The organism is Halorarius halobius (assembly GCF_024298865.1).
Classification (GTDB): domain Archaea; phylum Halobacteriota; class Halobacteria; order Halobacteriales; family Haloarculaceae; genus Halorarius; species Halorarius halobius.
Genome location: NZ_CP101162.1, coordinates 1 through 17,394, shown reverse-complemented (window position 1 = coordinate 17,394; position 17,394 = coordinate 1). Strand labels below are relative to the sequence as shown.

General features: G+C 58.0%; 12 protein-coding genes. 3 read left to right on the top strand and 9 right to left on the bottom strand.

The genetic code is table 11. From position 1 onward, the window contains the following. Positions 1-2 precede the first annotated feature (2 nt). On the bottom strand, positions 3-794 hold the full coding sequence (locus tag NL112_RS19800; RefSeq protein ID WP_255152834.1) for a BrxA family protein: 792 nt from the start codon (positions 792-794) through the stop codon (positions 3-5). 5 nt (positions 795-799) lie between these two features. Next, a complete protein-coding gene (locus NL112_RS19795) occupies positions 800-3,211 on the bottom strand; it encodes a DNA methyltransferase (RefSeq protein ID WP_255152833.1) in 2,412 nt (803 codons plus the stop codon). Positions 3,212-3,620: 409 nt separating this feature from the next. Here NL112_RS19795 and NL112_RS19790 point away from each other — a divergent pair, with 409 nt between their 5' ends. After that, positions 3,621-6,809, top strand: a complete 3,189-nt coding sequence (locus NL112_RS19790; protein WP_255152945.1) for a PD-(D/E)XK nuclease family protein — start codon at positions 3,621-3,623, stop codon at positions 6,807-6,809. Beyond that, positions 6,802-10,482: a UvrD-helicase domain-containing protein gene (locus NL112_RS19785; protein ID WP_255152832.1), complete on the top strand. Its 3,681-nt coding sequence runs from the start codon at positions 6,802-6,804 to the stop codon at positions 10,480-10,482. Before NL112_RS19790 ends, NL112_RS19785 begins: the two co-directional genes overlap by 8 nt. Positions 10,483-10,495: 13 nt before the next feature. Here the strand turns inward: NL112_RS19785 and NL112_RS19780 are convergent, their stop codons facing one another. From NL112_RS19780 to NL112_RS19765, 4 genes are read right to left on the bottom strand one after another with little or no spacing between them, the layout of a single operon-like run. Then, a complete protein-coding gene (locus NL112_RS19780; protein WP_255152831.1) occupies positions 10,496-11,191 on the bottom strand; it encodes a nucleotidyltransferase family protein in 696 nt (231 codons plus the stop codon). Continuing rightward, positions 11,188-11,862, bottom strand: a complete 675-nt coding sequence (locus NL112_RS19775) for an RNA polymerase subunit sigma-70 (RefSeq protein WP_255152830.1) — start codon at positions 11,860-11,862, stop codon at positions 11,188-11,190. Before NL112_RS19775 ends, NL112_RS19780 begins: the two co-directional genes overlap by 4 nt. Positions 11,863-11,918: 56 nt before the next feature. After that, the gene (locus NL112_RS19770; RefSeq protein ID WP_255152944.1) at positions 11,919-13,277 is read right to left on the bottom strand and encodes a DUF790 family protein; all 1,359 of its coding nucleotides are present in this window, start codon (positions 13,275-13,277) and stop codon (positions 11,919-11,921) included. Continuing rightward, a complete protein-coding gene (locus NL112_RS19765; protein WP_255152829.1) occupies positions 13,264-14,676 on the bottom strand; it encodes a DEAD/DEAH box helicase family protein in 1,413 nt (470 codons plus the stop codon). Before NL112_RS19765 ends, NL112_RS19770 begins: the two co-directional genes overlap by 14 nt. A 143-nt stretch (positions 14,677-14,819) precedes the next feature. On the opposite strand from NL112_RS19765, the gene NL112_RS19760 reads away from it, so the two are divergent. Further along, the gene (locus NL112_RS19760; protein WP_255152828.1) at positions 14,820-15,248 is read left to right on the top strand and encodes a TRAM domain-containing protein; all 429 of its coding nucleotides are present in this window, start codon (positions 14,820-14,822) and stop codon (positions 15,246-15,248) included. 23 nt (positions 15,249-15,271) lie between these two features. Here the strand turns inward: NL112_RS19760 and NL112_RS19755 are convergent, their stop codons facing one another. The 3 genes from NL112_RS19755 to NL112_RS19745 form a co-directional block, all read right to left on the bottom strand. Continuing rightward, positions 15,272-15,679: a hypothetical protein gene (locus NL112_RS19755; protein WP_255152827.1), complete on the bottom strand. Its 408-nt coding sequence runs from the start codon at positions 15,677-15,679 to the stop codon at positions 15,272-15,274. A 93-nt stretch (positions 15,680-15,772) separates the two neighbouring features. Further along, positions 15,773-16,327 carry a DUF7970 domain-containing protein gene (locus tag NL112_RS19750; RefSeq protein WP_255152826.1) on the bottom strand — a complete coding sequence of 185 codons (555 nt, stop codon included), beginning with the start codon at positions 16,325-16,327 and terminating at the stop codon, positions 15,773-15,775. A 2-nt stretch (positions 16,328-16,329) separates the two neighbouring features. Continuing rightward, positions 16,330-17,301: a ParA family protein gene (locus NL112_RS19745; protein WP_255152825.1), complete on the bottom strand. Its 972-nt coding sequence runs from the start codon at positions 17,299-17,301 to the stop codon at positions 16,330-16,332. Positions 17,302-17,394: the final 93 nt, after the last annotated feature.

Below are 17,394 nucleotides of genomic sequence, written 5' to 3'. Positions count from 1 at the left end.
ACTCACCTGGGAACCCCGTTTTCTACGCCAGACTCAGAGAGCTCAGCTAACTCCGAACTGATATCCTCTGGAGTGTACCGTAATTTCACCTGCTCCATATCACTAATAAATGAATACTCCCACACATCAGCGTTCCACCCATCATAGATGAACTCTTGCAGAGTCTCATCATTGAACAGGCCTGCACGCCTGGTTAGAGAACCCTGAATATCCTCAACGAAGTACATTTGAGGCTCACCCAACTCGTGGTGGAGAGAATACACAAAAGCCGGTAAGGAACGATTCCCTGAGAGAAGATATCTGCCTTCGTCTCCATCCGCCTTCTCGATAAGATCGAACTGAGTGAAGCACCGGAGAATATCCTTCGTAGTTCTCTCCTCATTTCCTATCTCTTTAGTCTCGAAGAAGTCCTCTAAATCTGACTTCGTAATCGAATCGATATCGTTGAGCTTCGGTGCAAAGAAGTCTTCAAGAACCGTGGACAGAACCTTGTTGGATAAGGCATAGTGATAGAAAATTACAGACTTGAGTGAGTCATCCGAGAGATGCTTTGCAGACTCAATTAGGGGAGTTCTGAGGGGGTTTTCGCTTGACTCATCGAAGTATGGATCGTCGACGAACAACCGTTTGGCGAGAATAGCGGCGTACCGCTTTCGAACCTGTTTGCTATTCTGTGGAAGCAAATCTTCCACAACATACTGCTTTAATGCCTCTAGCGAGTCAAACTCAGAAGCTTCTCTAACTACTTGGACCGCTTCGTCGACCAGGACTACACTGATGTCTTTCCCTTCCATGTGTACTACTCTTCGTCGATGTCCTCTAAGGTAGATTGTTCGGGATCGGATTCTGGGTCATTTTCTTCATCATCGTTGTCTACTTTTTTGGCCTTAGCCTCGCTGATCCGGCGGCGACGACGAATATTGCTCTGGACGTCGTCGGGCAGTTCTTCTATGTCGATGTAGTCATAGAGGAGAAGTGCTTCACGATGACGGTCTTCTTCCTGGAGATACCGGATGCCATATTCCAAGACGTGGAGTGGAGGGGCCTCTTCAATGTGCTCGTCGTTTTCAAGTATTGAGACGAACTGGTCAACGATATGTTCTTGATGTCCTTCTTGACGGCGCTCAATCTCTAGTTTCTCGTCTTCCGTTTCCGGTAGTCGCCACTTCTTACGGTTTTTGATGAAGTTCCGTTCAAGCAACTCATCGAAGTTCTCTGGCTGTTGATCCACTTGATTCGTAACTACTTCGTAAAGATCTGAATATGAGGCGGCACCGTTTTCTTCGAGATGCTCCTCTACGGCCCTTTGAGCGACAAGATCTGCAGAGAAATATTCTAAATCTGGATCATATTCTCGGTAATAATCTGTTGGGTGCCATCGGGTACGACCTCGCTGATCAATTTCTTTTTCATAATTCTCTTTCAGAATTGCCTCCCAATCTGGTCTAAGATGGAGAGCGTTGTTCTCGTTCAGCACCGAGATTACTTCGTGGAAAACCTGCTCTGGGAGAACACCTTTCCCCATATATCCACTCCGGACTGTATCATCGATTGCTGCCTCTACGCGGTCTTGAATATCTTCTGGGACCTCCTCTGGGGGGGTGTCAAATTTGACTTCGGATAAGTTCTCGGGGAGTTTGAAATAATTAACTACGGTATCTCTCCGCTGGGCCTTGTCCTCCTTCATTTGCTTCCAAGTTTTCAGTTTCATATCAAGAGACATTGTCCCATTATATGGGGTGAAACCAATGTCTAGAATCGCATTATTGAAGCGCTCCCACATAGCGGGATCACTATTATTGAAGGTTATTGTAAGCCACCGACCTGGTTTTAGAACTCTATAAACCTCCTCGAAGGCAGCGCGGACGTCTTCCTCCCACGCCTCCTCATCCTTTTCTTCCCTTTCTGGGCTATCACTTACAACGATCTCATCTTCGAACGTTTCCTCGTCTTTTAACCATGCCGTCCAGACTTTGTTCACTTCACCGTAAGGAACTGTATCTCCATAGGGTGGATCAATAAATGCATAATCAATAGTATTATCTGGTATCTGAGATAAGTTGCGTGCATCACCAGTATAAACCCTCGAGTCCTCTTTAGGGGAAAATCCACCCGCTTGATTCATAAAGTGCTCTTTCCCTTTTCTGACAAACCTATTATATTTATGTTCAAAGGAGTTCCAAACATTAATCTCCTTATTCATAGGCGGAATATAATATGTGCCCTTCATTATACTCGTCCCTGACCTATCCTGTGCCATCTTCGTTGTATTTGGCAGAATAGCTGTGAACGTGAATAAGAGCAGATTTCGACGGATTTCGTTATCTATAGTTTTCGTAATTGAATCGTGGATCTTTGCCAACGCCGTAAGGTTTCGAGGTGTATATAGATCTGGAATGGTCATTCCCTCGTCAACGTTAATCCGAGAGTTTGTTACGAGGGTCTCAGTTGGGAACCAGACCTCAATATCGGACTTGTTTATAGAATCGATGCGTTCGATGTCTTCTTCTTCCGGTCTTTTTGTTTCATTCCCTCGACCCCCACAAGTGTCGCACTCGTAATGTATTTCTACTGGGACACGGTCCGCAGGTTCCTGCCGCCCAGGGGAAAATTCGTTATCACAATTTGAACATATGTATTTGCTCGTGTGCGGTTTTTTATCGGTGTATTCAAGATTCAGCTCTGTACCGCACCTCTTACATTCGTGAATTTCTGCCCATCTTGTATATGTGATTGTTCCTGTCCGAGAACACTCATTACAAGTAGTCCGATATAGCTTCAATATTTCTTCGCGGACGTCTTCTGCAACAAGATTGAAAGCGTTATCCAGCGCATTTAAATCCACTGGTGCGAGAGTATTCTTCGTTATCCAGGTTGCTGCTGGACTTACGTCATTCAATACGGTTTTTCTGTCGGAGAGTACCGCACCAACACCTGTTGAGCCGCTCCCACACATACTATCTAGCACAACATCGCCAGGCTCCGAAAGTTGTTCAATAAAGCTCTGAATCGCAGTGTGGGGCTTTTTTGTCCAATAGATATGCATATCATAGATTGGGTTACGCCGATCAATTCCTTTCTTCAGTCCAGTAGGCGGCTCTGGATAGGAATCCTGATTTTCATTCAGGACATCAGCTATTTCTCTTTCAAAATCCCCGAAAGAAATTTCCTCAGCATCACCAATATTGAGTGATTCTTGACGGTCAGCCATTGTGCAGAACAGGTATACCGCGACACTTATAACTACTGTACCGAAGGAGGAGTCTCTATAAGATACCTCACATTATCTATGATTAGCTAATTTAAACTATCCCGATTTTCTCACGCATCATTTCCTTTACGCTATTCCGTAGGAGATTGGAGATACGGCTCTCCTCAAAGGAACGTGAACAGGAATTGTCTGTCTAACCGGCCACCGATGTGTTTCTAATCCCGTCCGGGTTCTGATAGATACGCAAGACGCCTCTACATCAATAATGTGTTACGCAAGAGCGTTCCTTTACTACGCCACGCCGCTCTTCAAAGAGAACCTGTATGATGCTGTATTTAGTTATAGTACTTCCAAGCTGTCAGTCGCGCCAAGAGTGAAGTGCGGCCGATATCTTGGTAGGGAGTGTTCGATGGATTCAACGCTTCTCACCGGCCCGAAACACGCCCGATTGGAACAACGGGCATTTCAGCGGGCTGATGACATCGCCACCGATTCGCTGGGGAGTATTCTCTACATAACGCGGAACGACGCTCGCCGGAGTACGGTTGAGGACAGCTGGGCCGCCTCATACGACCCACTCCGGCTCCGTTCCGAGACGCTCGATGCGGTCGTTCGAGAGTGGTACGAGGAACTCCAGGGCCCGGTCCAACCCCTCTCCGGGCAGCTGAACCGCCGGCTCGCGGAGTACGCGCTTGACAGAACAACAGCCGATACAGATGGCGCTCTTGCCGGCGAGCCGGCCTCTGCCGCCCTCGCTGATTCGTTCAGTAGCCGCTTCTCACTCTTCGACGACGCCGGGGTCGGGACCCCCGACGCACTAGCGGCGGAGTTCGAGGGTTCAGCTCTCGATGACCGTATTGCAACAGCTACTGTCGACGCGTACCGACACTACCGAGATCTCCACGCCGACTACGTCGACGAGTGGGTCTGTACTCGGGGAGAAATGTTCGACGCCGTCGCGACGGCGGAGCAGTCATTATCGGAGTTCTCCCCGGAACTGGATGTCGTCATCCTTTCCGGGTATCACGAGTTCCGTCCTGTCGAACGCCGCCTCATCGAACGCCTCGTCGACGAACTTCCAACGATCGCACTGCTGCCACTTCACCAAGATGGTCGGAGCGGAGTCGACGCCGTTGCGGAGGACGCCTTGGAGGTCTACGAAGCACTTGACTTTGAAACAGTAGAACTCGAGCCCGTCGACGAGTCAGGGCGGGCCTTCGGTACGATCACCGAGTCGCTCTACCGCCCGGATCCCGGCACCGTCCCTGCTCCAGACGCGCTCCGGTGGCGTGAACTCCCGACGCCCGAGCGCGAGATTCGCTTCGTCGCTCGCGAGCTCCGGACCGAGTTGGCCAATGGTCGCGACCCCGACGACATGGCCGTCGTCGTCCCGGGGACGGAGGCCTATTCGGGGTACGTCGAGGACACGTTCGATACGTTCGACATCCCGCACGTCACGACTGCCGCTTCACAGCTGAACCGGACGTTCACCGGGAGCGTTGTACACGACCTCCTGAACCTCGCAGAATCGGATCCGCGGGCCGAGGACCTTACGTCCCTGTTAGCGAATCCATTGGTCGACGTCGTCGATAGCGACCAAGCCAACGCCGTCACGGCAGCTGCTCGTCGGCGTGACACCGTTTCTGTGTCACCCCTGCTCGATGACGTCGACGGCGAGGCGGCGGCGCTGATCGAGGATCTACTGTTCACATTGGAAACGGTCCGAACGGGGAACGTTGAAGATGCAACCGAGACGCTCCGCCGGCTGCTGGACGGTCAGTTCGACGTAGAGGCAGCAACAGAGGACTACGCCAGCGGTGCCGAGCAAGCCGTCGAACAGCGAGCCTACGACCTCGTGGACGAGGTCCTCGCCTCGTTCGAGTCGCTGGCGGCGGTCAATAGCGACCTTTCCCCGTTGGCACTGTTCACCCGTGCGTTCGATGGTGTGCCGATCCGGGTTCCACAGCGCGCTGCTGGCGGCCATGTTGAGGTGATGGGGCTGCTCGATGCCCGGATGCGCTCGTTCGATAAGGTGTATCTCGTGGGCCTGACGAGCGAGCACTTCCCGGTGACGCCGGAACGCCCGGCCTTCTTCGAGGAGATGACCGACGCCCACCCACGATTCGACACCGGCGACGAGCGACTCCGTGGCCGCTATCTCTTCGCGACGCTCCTCGCGAACGTCGACGGACTCACGATCACCACACCAGAGACGGGCGACGATGAATCCGCAGTCGTCCGGTCGCCGGTCCTCGATGAACTCCAGCGCGTGACCGGCATCGAACCCGAAGATGGCGTCGACGACCGCGTGGGCTCCTGCGAAGACCTCCAGCGGCACGTCGCCGCAACAACCGACCGGCGTGCGGCAGTCAGCCACGCCGGCGACCGAGGTGACCTCTCTCCCGAGCAGACCAAGCGCACGGATCGGGGACTCCACTGTGCGGGCAACAGGGGAACGGCTGGCCTCTCCGACCACGACGGCGTGTTGGATCCCGAGACAGTCGATGAGGTATACCCTCCGTCGAAGCGGGAACCCTACAGCGCGAGTCGCATCGAGCGATACGTCGAGTGTGGGTTCAAGTTCTACGCTGACGAAGTGCTCGGAATCGAGGATCCCGATGATGTCGAAGTCGTCCCCACGCCCCTCGAAACCGGGTCGTACGTTCACGACGTCCTCGAACGGTTCTTCGCGGATCTGCAGGACGAGACCGAGGATGGTGTCGATCTCACTGAGTTCGACCGGGACGACCTGGCGACGCACCTTCGCGAGATCGCCGTTGAGGAACTCCGGGATGCTGACTTCGAGTACGACGGCCTGTTCTACGAACGGTGGAAGGCGGAGCTGTTCGCGGGCCTGGGTGACGGCGAGAGTGCTCCGTACGAGGCCGGGAGCAAACCCCACGACGCACCGGAACAGGGATTGTTCGCTACCTTCCTCGACAACGAACTCTCGCGGGACGGCGCTGCCCGCCCACACCTGTTCGAAGCCCCGTTCGGCGAGGGGCTTCCTGACTCGGATGCTGGACCGTTCACGGTTGAGCGGCCGGACGGCTCGACTGTCTCGATTCGTGGATACATCGACCGGGTTGACGTGAGTTGGGATAGCGAACAACCGACGCTCACGCTCTATGACTACAAGACTGGTCGAGCACCGTATATGACGAAGACGACCGGCGGCACGAAGTTCCAGCTCCCCATCTATCTGCTTGCTGCCGCCGAGGTCGTCGACGGTGACCTGTTCGCGGAGGGCTCGCTCTCGGCGACGTACTATCAGGTGCGACCGCCAAATGACCTCAAGGTTCCACGCGGCGTCGAATCGAAGTTCGATTCAGAGGTCGAACTCCGCCGGTTCCTGAACGATGTCGTTCCGGAGTGGTTGGGCCAGATCGACGAGGCGATTGGCAACGGACGGTTCCACACGACGCTTCTGTCCGCCCGCGGAGCGAACTGCCGATACTGTGACTACCGTCGGGCGTGCGATGTCCGCCATCACCGCAAGCGGGAGTTCGTCGACGAGGTTCACAAGGACGATGCAGCGTATGTTCCGCTCCGTGTTCGCGACAACGAGGACATCGAGGCGGTGATGAGCGATGACTGAGGACCCCAAGGAGATTCAGCTCACAGATGAACAGGAGGACGCGCTCGTCCAGGGCCGGAACGTCGCGATCACTGCCGGTGCTGGGACGGGGAAGACGACCACGCTCACCGAGCGGTACGTGACGATACTGGCCGACAGCCCGTCGCTCACGCCGGAGAACATCGTCACGATCACCTTCACGCGAAAGGCTGCTGCCGAACTGACCGAGCGCGTTCGGGAGGAGGTGTACGACCGGCTGGAGGCTGTCGATTCACCAGAGGCCTACCACCGCTGGCGAAACGTCCTCGACGATCTGGAGGACGGCTATGTCCACACCATTCACGCGTTCTGTACCCGGCTCCTGCGAGAACGGGCCGTCGAGGCTCCGGTCCCGCTCGGCTTCGACGTACTCGATGAAGACGGCGCTGCGACACTCCAACGCGAAGTCGTGACGGAGTTTCTCGAACGCAACCAGGACGATGATGACGTCGCGCTCCTCGCTCAGCTTTGGGGTCGCGACCAGCTGGTCGATGTACTCACTGGATTACTCGATGAGCGCCCACAGAGCGAGGCGGTCCTCGAGGAGTGGCGTGATGCGGAGGTCGACGACTACGTCGATATCTGCTGGGAGGTCGTTTGTGATCTCGACGTCGCCGACGCCCGACAGACGCTGTATGCGAACGGACTCCTTGAGCAGCTACGCACGGTCGCGAACCGCGTCGACCGCGAGGACACTCTCGCCGACGAGGACGGCCTTCGAGCCTACCGGACCTTCACCGAGGTCGCGACGACACTCTCGGACGACCAGGAGGAAAGCGATCCTCGCGACTGTCAGCGGGCAATCCTCGAGCTCTACGAGGCCTGTGAGAAGAAGAACGGCGGCCTCTACAGCAGTTCGGGGTACGTCGTCGGTGACCGGGACGATTGGGGTGAGTACGGTGACGTCTATGACGACCTGAAGGACGCCATCGACACGGTCATCGATGCCGTCGAACCGCACGCGGATGCGGTCGAGACGACGCCGGGGGAACTGGAAGCGAATAGCGCTCACTACGCATTGGCTCTGATGCGGGTCTTCGACGACGTCCTCGCAACCTACACCGACGAGAAGGAGCGCCGCGATACGCTCGACTTTCCCGACGTGATCGAGACGACCCTTGAGTTCCTGCGAGCCAACGATGCCGTCACGGAGCGGCTTCGAGAGCAGTTTGCGGCCGTGATGGTCGACGAGTTTCAGGATACGGACCCGCGCCAGTGGGAGTTGGTCAAGCTCCTCACGGGCGTTGACGTGCAGGCGGCGTCGAACGTCTTCCTGGTCGGCGACGAGAAACAGAGCATCTACGGATTCCGTGGGGCCGACGTGACGACGTTCGGGGATGCGCGCAGAGAACTCCAGACCGTCAACGAGGCTCGTGGGGTTGACGACGTTCCCGACAGCGATGCCGAGAGTCCGACCGCGCTCGAACTCTCCGGGAATTTCCGGACGCTGGACGAGCCGTTGTCGTTCCTGAACGAGCTCTTCGAGTACCTGTTCCAACCAGAAGGTGACACCCACGAACCCAACGAAGCGCCACCACAGGAGTTGACCACGCAACGCGACCGTGTCGAGGACATCGAGGGACTGACCGGGAGTGTCGAGTATCTCGCTGTCCCCGACGACGCCGATACAGCGGCAGAGCTCTTCGGCGACGACCATCCGGTCGCCGAAGGCGCGCTGGACCACACTATCGAGGCCGAGGCACAAGCGCTCGCTGCTCGACTGACCAACCTGTTCGACGATCCGCCGACAGTCCAAGACCCCGATACAGGTGTCCATCGTGACGCTACCCCGGACGACACGGCAATCCTCCTTCGCCGGCGCACTCATCTGGATCGGTATCAGCGCGCCCTTGAGGAGTACGACATCCCCTACACTGTCGTCGGTGGCGTCGGGTTCTACGATACGCCTGAGGTCCAGGCGCTCACGAACCTGCTTCGAGTACTCGGTGATCCACAGGACGACGTCTCCCTCTACGGGGTGCTTCGGTCGCCGCTGTTCGGATTCGCAGATGATCGTCTCGCCCCGGCTGTCGCAGAAGCTGATTCAGTATGGGACGCGCTCGCCGAGACGGACGACCCGCAGCTGTCGGACGCGTTCGATCTCCTCACGACGTGGCGGACCCTCAGCGGCTGTGCGACGCCGTCCGAAGATGGCGTCCTCCCGTGGAACCGTCTGCTGTCCCGGGTGATCGACGACACAGGGTATCTGGCGAGTGTGAGCGCCGACGAACGCGGTCGACAGGCCGTCGCGAACGTCGAGAAGTTCCGCGACCAGGTCCGTACTTGGAGCGAGAACGGTGTTCACACAGCTGCCGGGTTGCTCCACCGGATCGACCGCCAAGCCGAGATCGACCCTCGTGAGGGGGAGGCAGATATTCCCGGTGACGCCGAGGGCGTCCGGATTATGACGATCCATTCCGCGAAGGGACTCGAGTTCCCGATCGTCACCGTCCCCGATCTCGGGAGTGATCTCAACTTCGGTCGCTCCGTCGACGACCATGGCTACGTTCGACTCGTGGATGGAACTGATAACGCGCCACCGGTGCCGGCGGTCGGCGGGCCGAATCCGGGCGATGCGTTCTCCATCGAGAAGACGGCCGTCCACGAGTACGCCGACCGACGGTCGCGTCCACAGGAGCGGGCGGAGTCGAAACGCCTCCTCTACGTAGCGTGTACACGAACGCGCGATCACCTCCTTCTCTGCGGCACGCACGACATCGACGTCGACGAGTCCGGCACAATCGAACTCGGCGAGCCTGCAGCCTTTGACGACGCAGACCGGTGGCGCGACTGGTTACAGCCAGCCCTCCTCGACGGAGCCCTCGTTGCTGAGGCGGTTCGGGAGGGACAGGCCTGTGGCGAGATGGATGGGGCCAGCTATACCGTTCGCAGGCCGCCGCGCCCAGTAGACTGGCACACCGACGACGACGCTGTTGATTCAGTGCCGGAGATCTCGATTCCTTCACCGCCGTCGCTCGCGCCGGCGAAACGGATCGCGGCAACGACGCTCGTGAATGCGGTGGCGGATGCGTCTACAGCCGGTCACAGTTACTCTCAACGTGAGGAGTCGGCGGGCCTGAGTCCAACGACGTTCGGGACGGTCGTCCACCGGATCAACGAACTCCGTCCACCGAGAGACGAGTGGCCTACCCTGATCCGCCGTCTGAGTCGGATGTCCGGTGAGGAGCCGACAGGACCTGACCTCCGCGAAGCTGTCGATCACGCTGCTGATGCAGTCGAATTTGTGGACCAGATCGAGGCTGATTCCCAGCTCCAAGCGGTTTACGACGAGTATTCTGTTGTCGCCCGAATTGATGAGTCGCGAATTGTCGGTGATATCGACCGGCTGTTCGTCACACCGGACGCCTTCCACATTATCGACTACAAGACCAACGACCTCTCAGCTACGACGTCGGATGAACTCGCAGAACACTATCGACCGCAGATGCTCGCATACGCTCTCGCACTCCTCCAACATGACCGAAATCGTGACGTACGAGCTTCACTCCGGTTTACTGATGCGGGCGTAGAAGAACGGTTCAATTGGGTATCGGATCAGATGGCGGAAATTGAATCTGAACTTCGACCGATGATGGACCTGGTCAAGTACTCACACGGCTATTCGACAATCAGCTGTTCGCAGAATGGTTTGTAGCCACGACTGATTCTCAATCCAACCTATTTACCTGTCCTGTCAGATACTCTTGGAGGGCGGAGACTGTCTCTTCTGAGACAGCTGAGGCCCCGAAGTCACTCCGATACCCGTGCTTGAGTTCGTCGCTCTCCAAGATCTCCAGTCCACGCTCTAGCTGCTCCCGTAGCGCATCGTCGTCCCCTCGCCGCAGGTGGGGCGTGACAGCGTCAAGGTCGATCTCTTCCGCCACTGCCAGGACGTCCCGAAGGTCTGTTTCCCGGCCACTGTGGAGTTTTGCCGCCACGAGGACGGCTCCATCGATGACTCTGGCTGTCGTCGTTACTGTGCCCCCGCTCACCTCCTGCTGGTGGCTATGGTCGTACAGGTAGTCGAACGACCACTGTGCCTCGGTCTGGCGGCAACCGAGGCCATTCACTAGCAGATCGAAGCCGATCGGCTGCTGTGGCGTGAGCCGCTTCTCGTACTCGATCACTTCGGTGTCGTAGAACCACTCCTTGGCGTGGCTGTCCGTTTCCTCGAATCCCCGCTGTTCGAGGAATTCGCCGAACTCGGCCTTGGAGTCTGGTGCGACGACGATATCGAGGTCCGTAGAGAAGCGTGCGTTGAACGCTGAGACAGCGTAGCCGCCGACAAGAACGTACTTGTGTCCCTCCTGAGTGAGGTCCTCGAGCAGTTCGATGAGTGCGTCACTCCGGTTGTGGAAACTCATGGCTGCGCTCGTTCCGTCTCCCGGTACGTGACGCCGAGGTCGATGTCTTCGTACATTCGGTCGAGCATCGCGAGCGCCGACTGGAACTGGGCGTAGTTCTCACGCATATACTCGATCGTCTCGTCTCTCGGGATCACCGGGTACCCCTCGATGTGTTCAATGTCAAGTGAGGCGCGTGGATCGAGGACGATCTGCAGCGCCCCGTCCAGCTCGATTCGTGGCTGCCGCTCGAATGCGGTAGGGAGGCCGAACGACTCGAAAAACGCCTCCCAGGCGTCGACGTCTTGCTCACGAACAGCAAGGAACAGCGGATAGTCGTCGGGCTCGCGACCAACTTGGTAGCCTCCTTGGGTCCACACGTAGACGGCGTCGATCCGTGTGAATGCGAACGGCCAGTCACCGAACTGTGGGATGACGTAGGCTTCCTCGATGGATGGTGGACTGACGCCGGCGCTGGCAGCGACAAGCTCTCGTGCTGCGTCTCTTACGCGCTCGTCGACGACTGAGAGGCCGTCGTCATAGGTGACGTAGCCTGCGTCTTCCAGCCGATTGACGGCCTGTCGTACCGTCTCGTACGGCGTGTGGATGTGCTGGGCGACACGACGGATGGAGTCACCACTTTCGATGGCGAGGATGAGCTGCGCCGCCGTGTCGTCGAGAACCTCGTACATCTGGTAGTTACCAATAATCCGGTAACAGTTAAAAGCCTTACTGGATCCACTATCTTTCAAGCCTGCTCTTGACTCTGTGGCATCCCTGTCGCGTATTGTTCAGCTAAATCGACTACGTCGTAGACGTGAATTCCAGTTTTGAACCACAGCACTCGATCGGCGGCGCTCCCGAACTCCTCGCTCGCACAATCCAGCCGCTCCGAGACAGCCAGCACGAAATTGTCGGCCTCCACCTTTCGAATCTTCTCCAGCTTTGTGTCCAGATACTCGGGTGTCCAGAAGCCGACGATTTCGAGAATCGCACGCCTGCCATCGGGATGTTCGATCGCGAAGTCGGGAATCATCACCTCAGCACCAAGGTCGAAGACGTCGTCTTCCCGCACCAACTCCCAGTCCGTATTCGCTCGCTCCCACTTCCGGGTGAGCGTCCGCTCGACGTCGCTATCGAACTGGTCGCCGGCGCTGTAGTGTGAATCGAGGTCCTCCGTGTGGTCGAGCGCGAACTGTCGGGTCTCACCGGTCGTCTCGTCGACGAGGATCTCGGCAACCATCTCCCAGCGGTCACAGAGGGGCAACGCTGGCAGGAAGTTCGCCATCCGGATTCCATACTTCTGCGACTTCGAGAATAGCGACGCCGGGCCGTCCAGTACGGCCTCGTAGCCGGCGGCTTGGTCCGTGCTCGCGACGCGTTCACCGTCGATGTCGATCGGATAGATGCGGTGCATCAACCCGAACAACTTCACATAGCTGAACACCGTCCCGAAGTGGTCCCACACCCGAATCCGTAGCTCCGTCGCATCGTAGAGCACCGCCTGAGCGAGCGCGAGGTTGTAGCGCGTCAACAGCCAGTCCACGGTGAGATCCGTGTGTTCGTACTCCGTGTCGCTGCTGCCGGTCAGGTTGGTCGTTGAGGTCGACCCATCGCCATCACTGGCGTACTGGTCGGCCGTCCGCGTGCCGATTCGGACGAGTCGCTTGTTGTCTTCGAGATCGGCGTACATCCCTCGATAGCACTCCTCGAGCGACACCCCGAGGTCGTCGGCGACCGCGCTGTACACCTCCAGTTTCTGTGTGTCCTCGCCGAGCGTCGGTTGACGGACGATCGGATAGCGCTCGTTGGCTTTCTCGAAGAGTCGCCGGCGAATCTCGCGCGGGTCGACGGAGGCCACGACCTCGAACTCACACTCGTCTTTGAGGAGCTTCGCGAGTCCTTGGACGATCTTGTAGTCGGTATCCGCGACGGTCAGCTCGTCAATTGCGTCCTCGAGGTCCCCTTTCGGCTCACCAAGGTGGTTCTCGAACAGCTGGATGAGGTCTCGAGCGGTCTGTCGATAGCGCTCCTCGTCGGGATCGATGAACAGCGGCGTAATCGTCTCGCCGGTCGTGCGTGATCGAGCGAGGTCAGCCGTCAGCACTGGCACTCACCCCTTCACGGCGGCGCTGGGAAACGTAGGTTTCCATCGTGTCCTCGGTGATAATCTCGTAGAGGCGGGCCGGCTGGCGGTCGTCCGTGGGGCGCAGGATGCGCCCGAGCCGCTGGGCGTACTGGCGTTTCGAGGCGCTCCCCGAGAGGATGATCCCGACGTTCGCAGCCGGGACATCGATTCCCTCGTCGAGGACCTGCGACGTGACGAGCATCGAGTACTCGCCCGTGCGGAACCGCTCCAGAATCTCGGTGCGTTCGTCCGTCTTCGTCTGGTGGGTGATACAGGGGATGATGAACTCCCGAGAGATGTCGTAGGCGAAGTCGTTGTTGGCGGTGAAAATGATCGCGCGGTCATCGTGATGGCGCTTGATGAGATTGTCGAGTGTGTCAAGTTTCTTCTCGGCGGTGCGGGCGATTCGTTCGGAGCGTTGCTTGGCGATGAGTGCCCGCCGGCCTTGTGGGTCGTAGGACGTGCGCTTGAGAAACTCTGCGTAGCCCTCCTCTTTCCAGAGGTCGAACTCGTGGGTGTCGACGTAGTCGCGATAGATCTGATACTCCTCATCGTACGTCTCGCGCTCGTCAGCCGTGAGGTCAACCGACATGTGGATCGTCTCGTACTCGCTGAGGTATTCGCCGGCGAGCTCGTCGACGTCCTCCCGGTAGACGACCGGGCCGAGGAGGTCCTCGAGGAGTTCGTGCTTGCCGTCGGGCCGCTCATACGTTGCAGTCAACCCGAGGCGATACGGCGCGATCATTATCTCGGGGATCTGCCGGTAGGTCGGTGCTGGCAGGTGGTGTTCCTCGTCGACGACAAGTAGGCCGAACCGATCGCCGTACTCGTTGACGTAGCGGTAGGCGCTGTCGTAGGTGGTGACCGTGATCGCGGTGACGTCGTGGCTCCCACCGCCGAGGACGCCAACCGGCTCCGTGAGTTGGTTGCCGAAGGCGTTGGTGAGCGTGGCGTGCCACTGATTCATGAGGTCGATCGTCGGCGTCACGACGAGCGTGCTCACGCCTGCATCGGCGATAGCCTGCAGCCCGAGGAACGTCTTCCCGCTCCCCGTTGGGAGGACGACGCTCCCCCGTCGGCCGTGGTCGATCCAAGCGTCGAGGGCGGCCTGCTGGTAGTCACGCGGTTCGATGTGGAGCGCCGGCGTGAGATCCAGGTCGGGGTAGGCCCGAGCAGCATCCTCGCAGGACCGACCGAATCCATCGCGGAGCGTGGCCTGGTCGTCGCTGCCCGTCCATGCACCGGCCCATTCGAGGAGAGCCCGATACCGACAGGCCTGCGCTCGGTACTCGTCGACGCGGTCGTCCCACTCCGCATGAGGAACGTCTTCGGGCGCGTCGCGGAGCAGGAGCGTTCCGTCGTCGAATTCGATCCGCATTCGCTATGTAGATGCAGGGGGCCGGTCGGATTCAATCTGTGGGTCTCCCTTGAGTGTTCCTCGTGAGGCGACGGGTGGGCTTCGATGGCTCATACGCGCCCCTCGGAACTAAGTGCGCTACCGTCCGACTTTTGCTGTATCCGATGGTCGAGATCCCGGATTCACTCCGTTCTGTCTTCAGTGCGACCGTCCGTCAGCGTGACGAGAAATACGTTGTGGAGGTTCCGTCGAGAGAGATTGCCCATGATGCTGTCTCTCCTGGGGCAACCTATCGGGTTGCAGTCTTCGAATCCCCTGTGACAACTGAGGACGGGGAACGGAATCCCCGGTCTTCTGATCGCTCTCAACGCACCAGTCACTCTCCAGAGCCACCAGTTGAGGAAGGTGAGATTCGGGACGTGACCATCGAGACGGTCGGTGATCAAGGCGACGGAATCGCGAAAGTGGAGCGTGGCTACGTCGTGATCGTTCCCGACGCCCAGCCCGGCGACGAACCGACGATCGAAATCGAGCAGGTGCAACAGAACGTCGCCTTCGCCAGCATCGTCGATCCCGATCCCCGCACGCTGTAATCCCGTAGCCGACCTCCGACCGTTCAGAAGGGATGACTCAGGTCGGTTTCGGTGAGCCGCGTGGCATGCTCCCGAGTTGCCTGTTCGACTGCAGTTTGATCGGTCAGCAGGAAGCAATTGTACCCGTCGACGCTTCGCTGAATGACTGACTGCTTGAAGATGTTCTCTGGATGGGTGGTGTACTTCTCTACCACGACGACGAACTCGTCAATCGCGTCGACGATGACTAATCCGTATCCGTAGTCGGCGAGGAATGAACGGATATCCTCGAATTCGTCGGGTGGCACCTCGAAGCGGTAGTGCTGATTGTTGTAGTACTGCTTCAGGCGGTCGAATACGTCTTCGCCCTCGAAGTAATGCTTGAACAGATACGTCTCATCAACTTCGAAGACGTTGACCCGCTCGTCCCCCGCCCGGCGGAACTCCGCCATCCTGTGTGGTATTCGATATCATGAATAATTGAGTGTTCGGCCTAGAATCGAGGAACCTCGGTTAACGCCGACGACTGGATAGAGAGAAACAGTCTACGCGCTTTCCGCGCCCCATTCTCTCGCAGCCTCGGCAAGCAATTCGGGCTGATGATATGCCAGGATAAGTGCCAGCTCGCGAAGATCGGTCAGAGGGACATCACCGTCAAGGATCTCGTTGACCTCCTGTGAGCAGGCTGCTTCGAGATCGAGCACGCTCGACTGCAAGAAGAAGGTCTTCTTCTCAGCTCGTCCATCGTTCACTCCGTCGCGCCCGAGCGCCCAAGCATGGGGCTTGTCGTAGGTATCGGGGACGAATTCACGAGCAAGGCGAGCCGCATCGAATTCTGCTGGTGACTCGATATCGAGCATCACCGCCGATCCGGGTTCACCAGGGGCATCCTCTTCCCTCGTTGGTCCAGTACTAGCCTCTGCGGCCTCACTTTCTCCGCTGGCTGCGGCTGCCACGCCCTGCTCCTCGGCTTCAGTCTCGTCAGCTTGCTCCAGTTGGACGTCTGCCTCCTCTGTGACTTCTTTTTCGTCAGCGTCGTCGTCGTTCGCGAACAGGTCGTTTGGGTCGTCGCCAGCACCGGATTCGAAGGAGCCGCCCATCGTCAGTTCACCCCCGCAGTCTGGTCAATCGTGTCGTCAGCGAGATCGGCTTCCGCGAACGGAATCTTGACCTCGCCCCAGAACTCGTCGCCTGTGAAAAGTTCCTTGCCGTCCCACGCGTCCTTTGGTAGCGGATTCCCGAAGGTTGCACAGATGGTCGCGACCAAAGTCCGATACTTCGGCAGGATGTTTTGCTCTGATTTCCGGATTCGACTCCGATGCTCACTGAACAGCCGGAAGATAGAGACGTACTGTTCCTCGGCCGATTCGAAGGCACTCAGTGATTTGAAGTAGACCGGCGCGTCGTACTCAGCGCGCAACTTCTGAGCGTAGTCCTTGTGATCGCCCTTCCGCATGTCGACCATAGTCGGGACGACGGCCGTGCGACCGATGTTGATGTCCTGATTTTCGGCAAACCCTTGAGCGCTGTCGGCGACCCCGTCAATACTCTCGAATCCCGACCTGGTCGGCACGGCGGGGATGACCACGTTCCGGGTAGCGTATAGCGCCATGTAATATACGGTATCGGCTTTCGCGTTCGGGTCGATGATCACGACGTCGTACTCGCTCGGCACGTCGTTCTTCCGGAGGATCTCGAGAAGTCGTTCGTACCGGGGGTACTCCCAGTCGTCGGGTTTGGTCTGCCCGATGTAGTTCTCGTGGGAGTCGAGGAACTCGTCGACGCGATTGAGTCGCTTGTGCGACGGGAGGACGTCGACGTTCTGCTCGGCCGTTCGGATCAGGTCGCTGAACTCCCCTTGACCCTGTTCGACGAGGTGGTAGGTGAGGTCGTCTGCATCGGGATTCCGTTTGTTATCGTCGACGCCGAGGTAATTGCTGAGGCTCCCGTTCTGTGCGTCCATATCGATCAGCAACACGCGCTGCCCGATCTCGGCATGAGCCGCTGCGAGATCGCGAGCGATCGTCGTTTTCCCTTGGCCGCCTGACTGGTTGTAGACGGTATAGGCTTGCATGTCCAAGCATTCAGCACGGTCGCTCATAAAGTTCCGTCAGACAAATCAGTCCTTCTAACTACCCGGGCCTATCACTACGGCTGTATACTAAGA

Coding starts and splice junctions, on each gene's coding strand:
- NL112_RS19800 (WP_255152834.1), bottom strand. CDS start 794: ATGGAAGGGAAAGACATCAGTGTAGTCCTGGTCGACGAAGCGGTCCAA.
- NL112_RS19795 (WP_255152833.1), bottom strand. CDS start 3,211: ATGGCTGACCGTCAAGAATCACTCAATATTGGTGATGCTGAGGAAATT.
- NL112_RS19790 (WP_255152945.1), top strand. CDS start 3,621: ATGGATTCAACGCTTCTCACCGGCCCGAAACACGCCCGATTGGAACAA.
- NL112_RS19785 (WP_255152832.1), top strand. CDS start 6,802: ATGACTGAGGACCCCAAGGAGATTCAGCTCACAGATGAACAGGAGGAC.
- NL112_RS19780 (WP_255152831.1), bottom strand. CDS start 11,191: ATGAGTTTCCACAACCGGAGTGACGCACTCATCGAACTGCTCGAGGAC.
- NL112_RS19775 (WP_255152830.1), bottom strand. CDS start 11,862: ATGTACGAGGTTCTCGACGACACGGCGGCGCAGCTCATCCTCGCCATC.
- NL112_RS19765 (WP_255152829.1), bottom strand. CDS start 14,676: ATGCGGATCGAATTCGACGACGGAACGCTCCTGCTCCGCGACGCGCCC.
- NL112_RS19760 (WP_255152828.1), top strand. CDS start 14,820: ATGGTCGAGATCCCGGATTCACTCCGTTCTGTCTTCAGTGCGACCGTC.
- NL112_RS19755 (WP_255152827.1), bottom strand. CDS start 15,679: ATGGCGGAGTTCCGCCGGGCGGGGGACGAGCGGGTCAACGTCTTCGAA.
- NL112_RS19750 (WP_255152826.1), bottom strand. CDS start 16,327: ATGGGCGGCTCCTTCGAATCCGGTGCTGGCGACGACCCAAACGACCTG.
- NL112_RS19745 (WP_255152825.1), bottom strand. CDS start 17,301: ATGCAAGCCTATACCGTCTACAACCAGTCAGGCGGCCAAGGGAAAACG.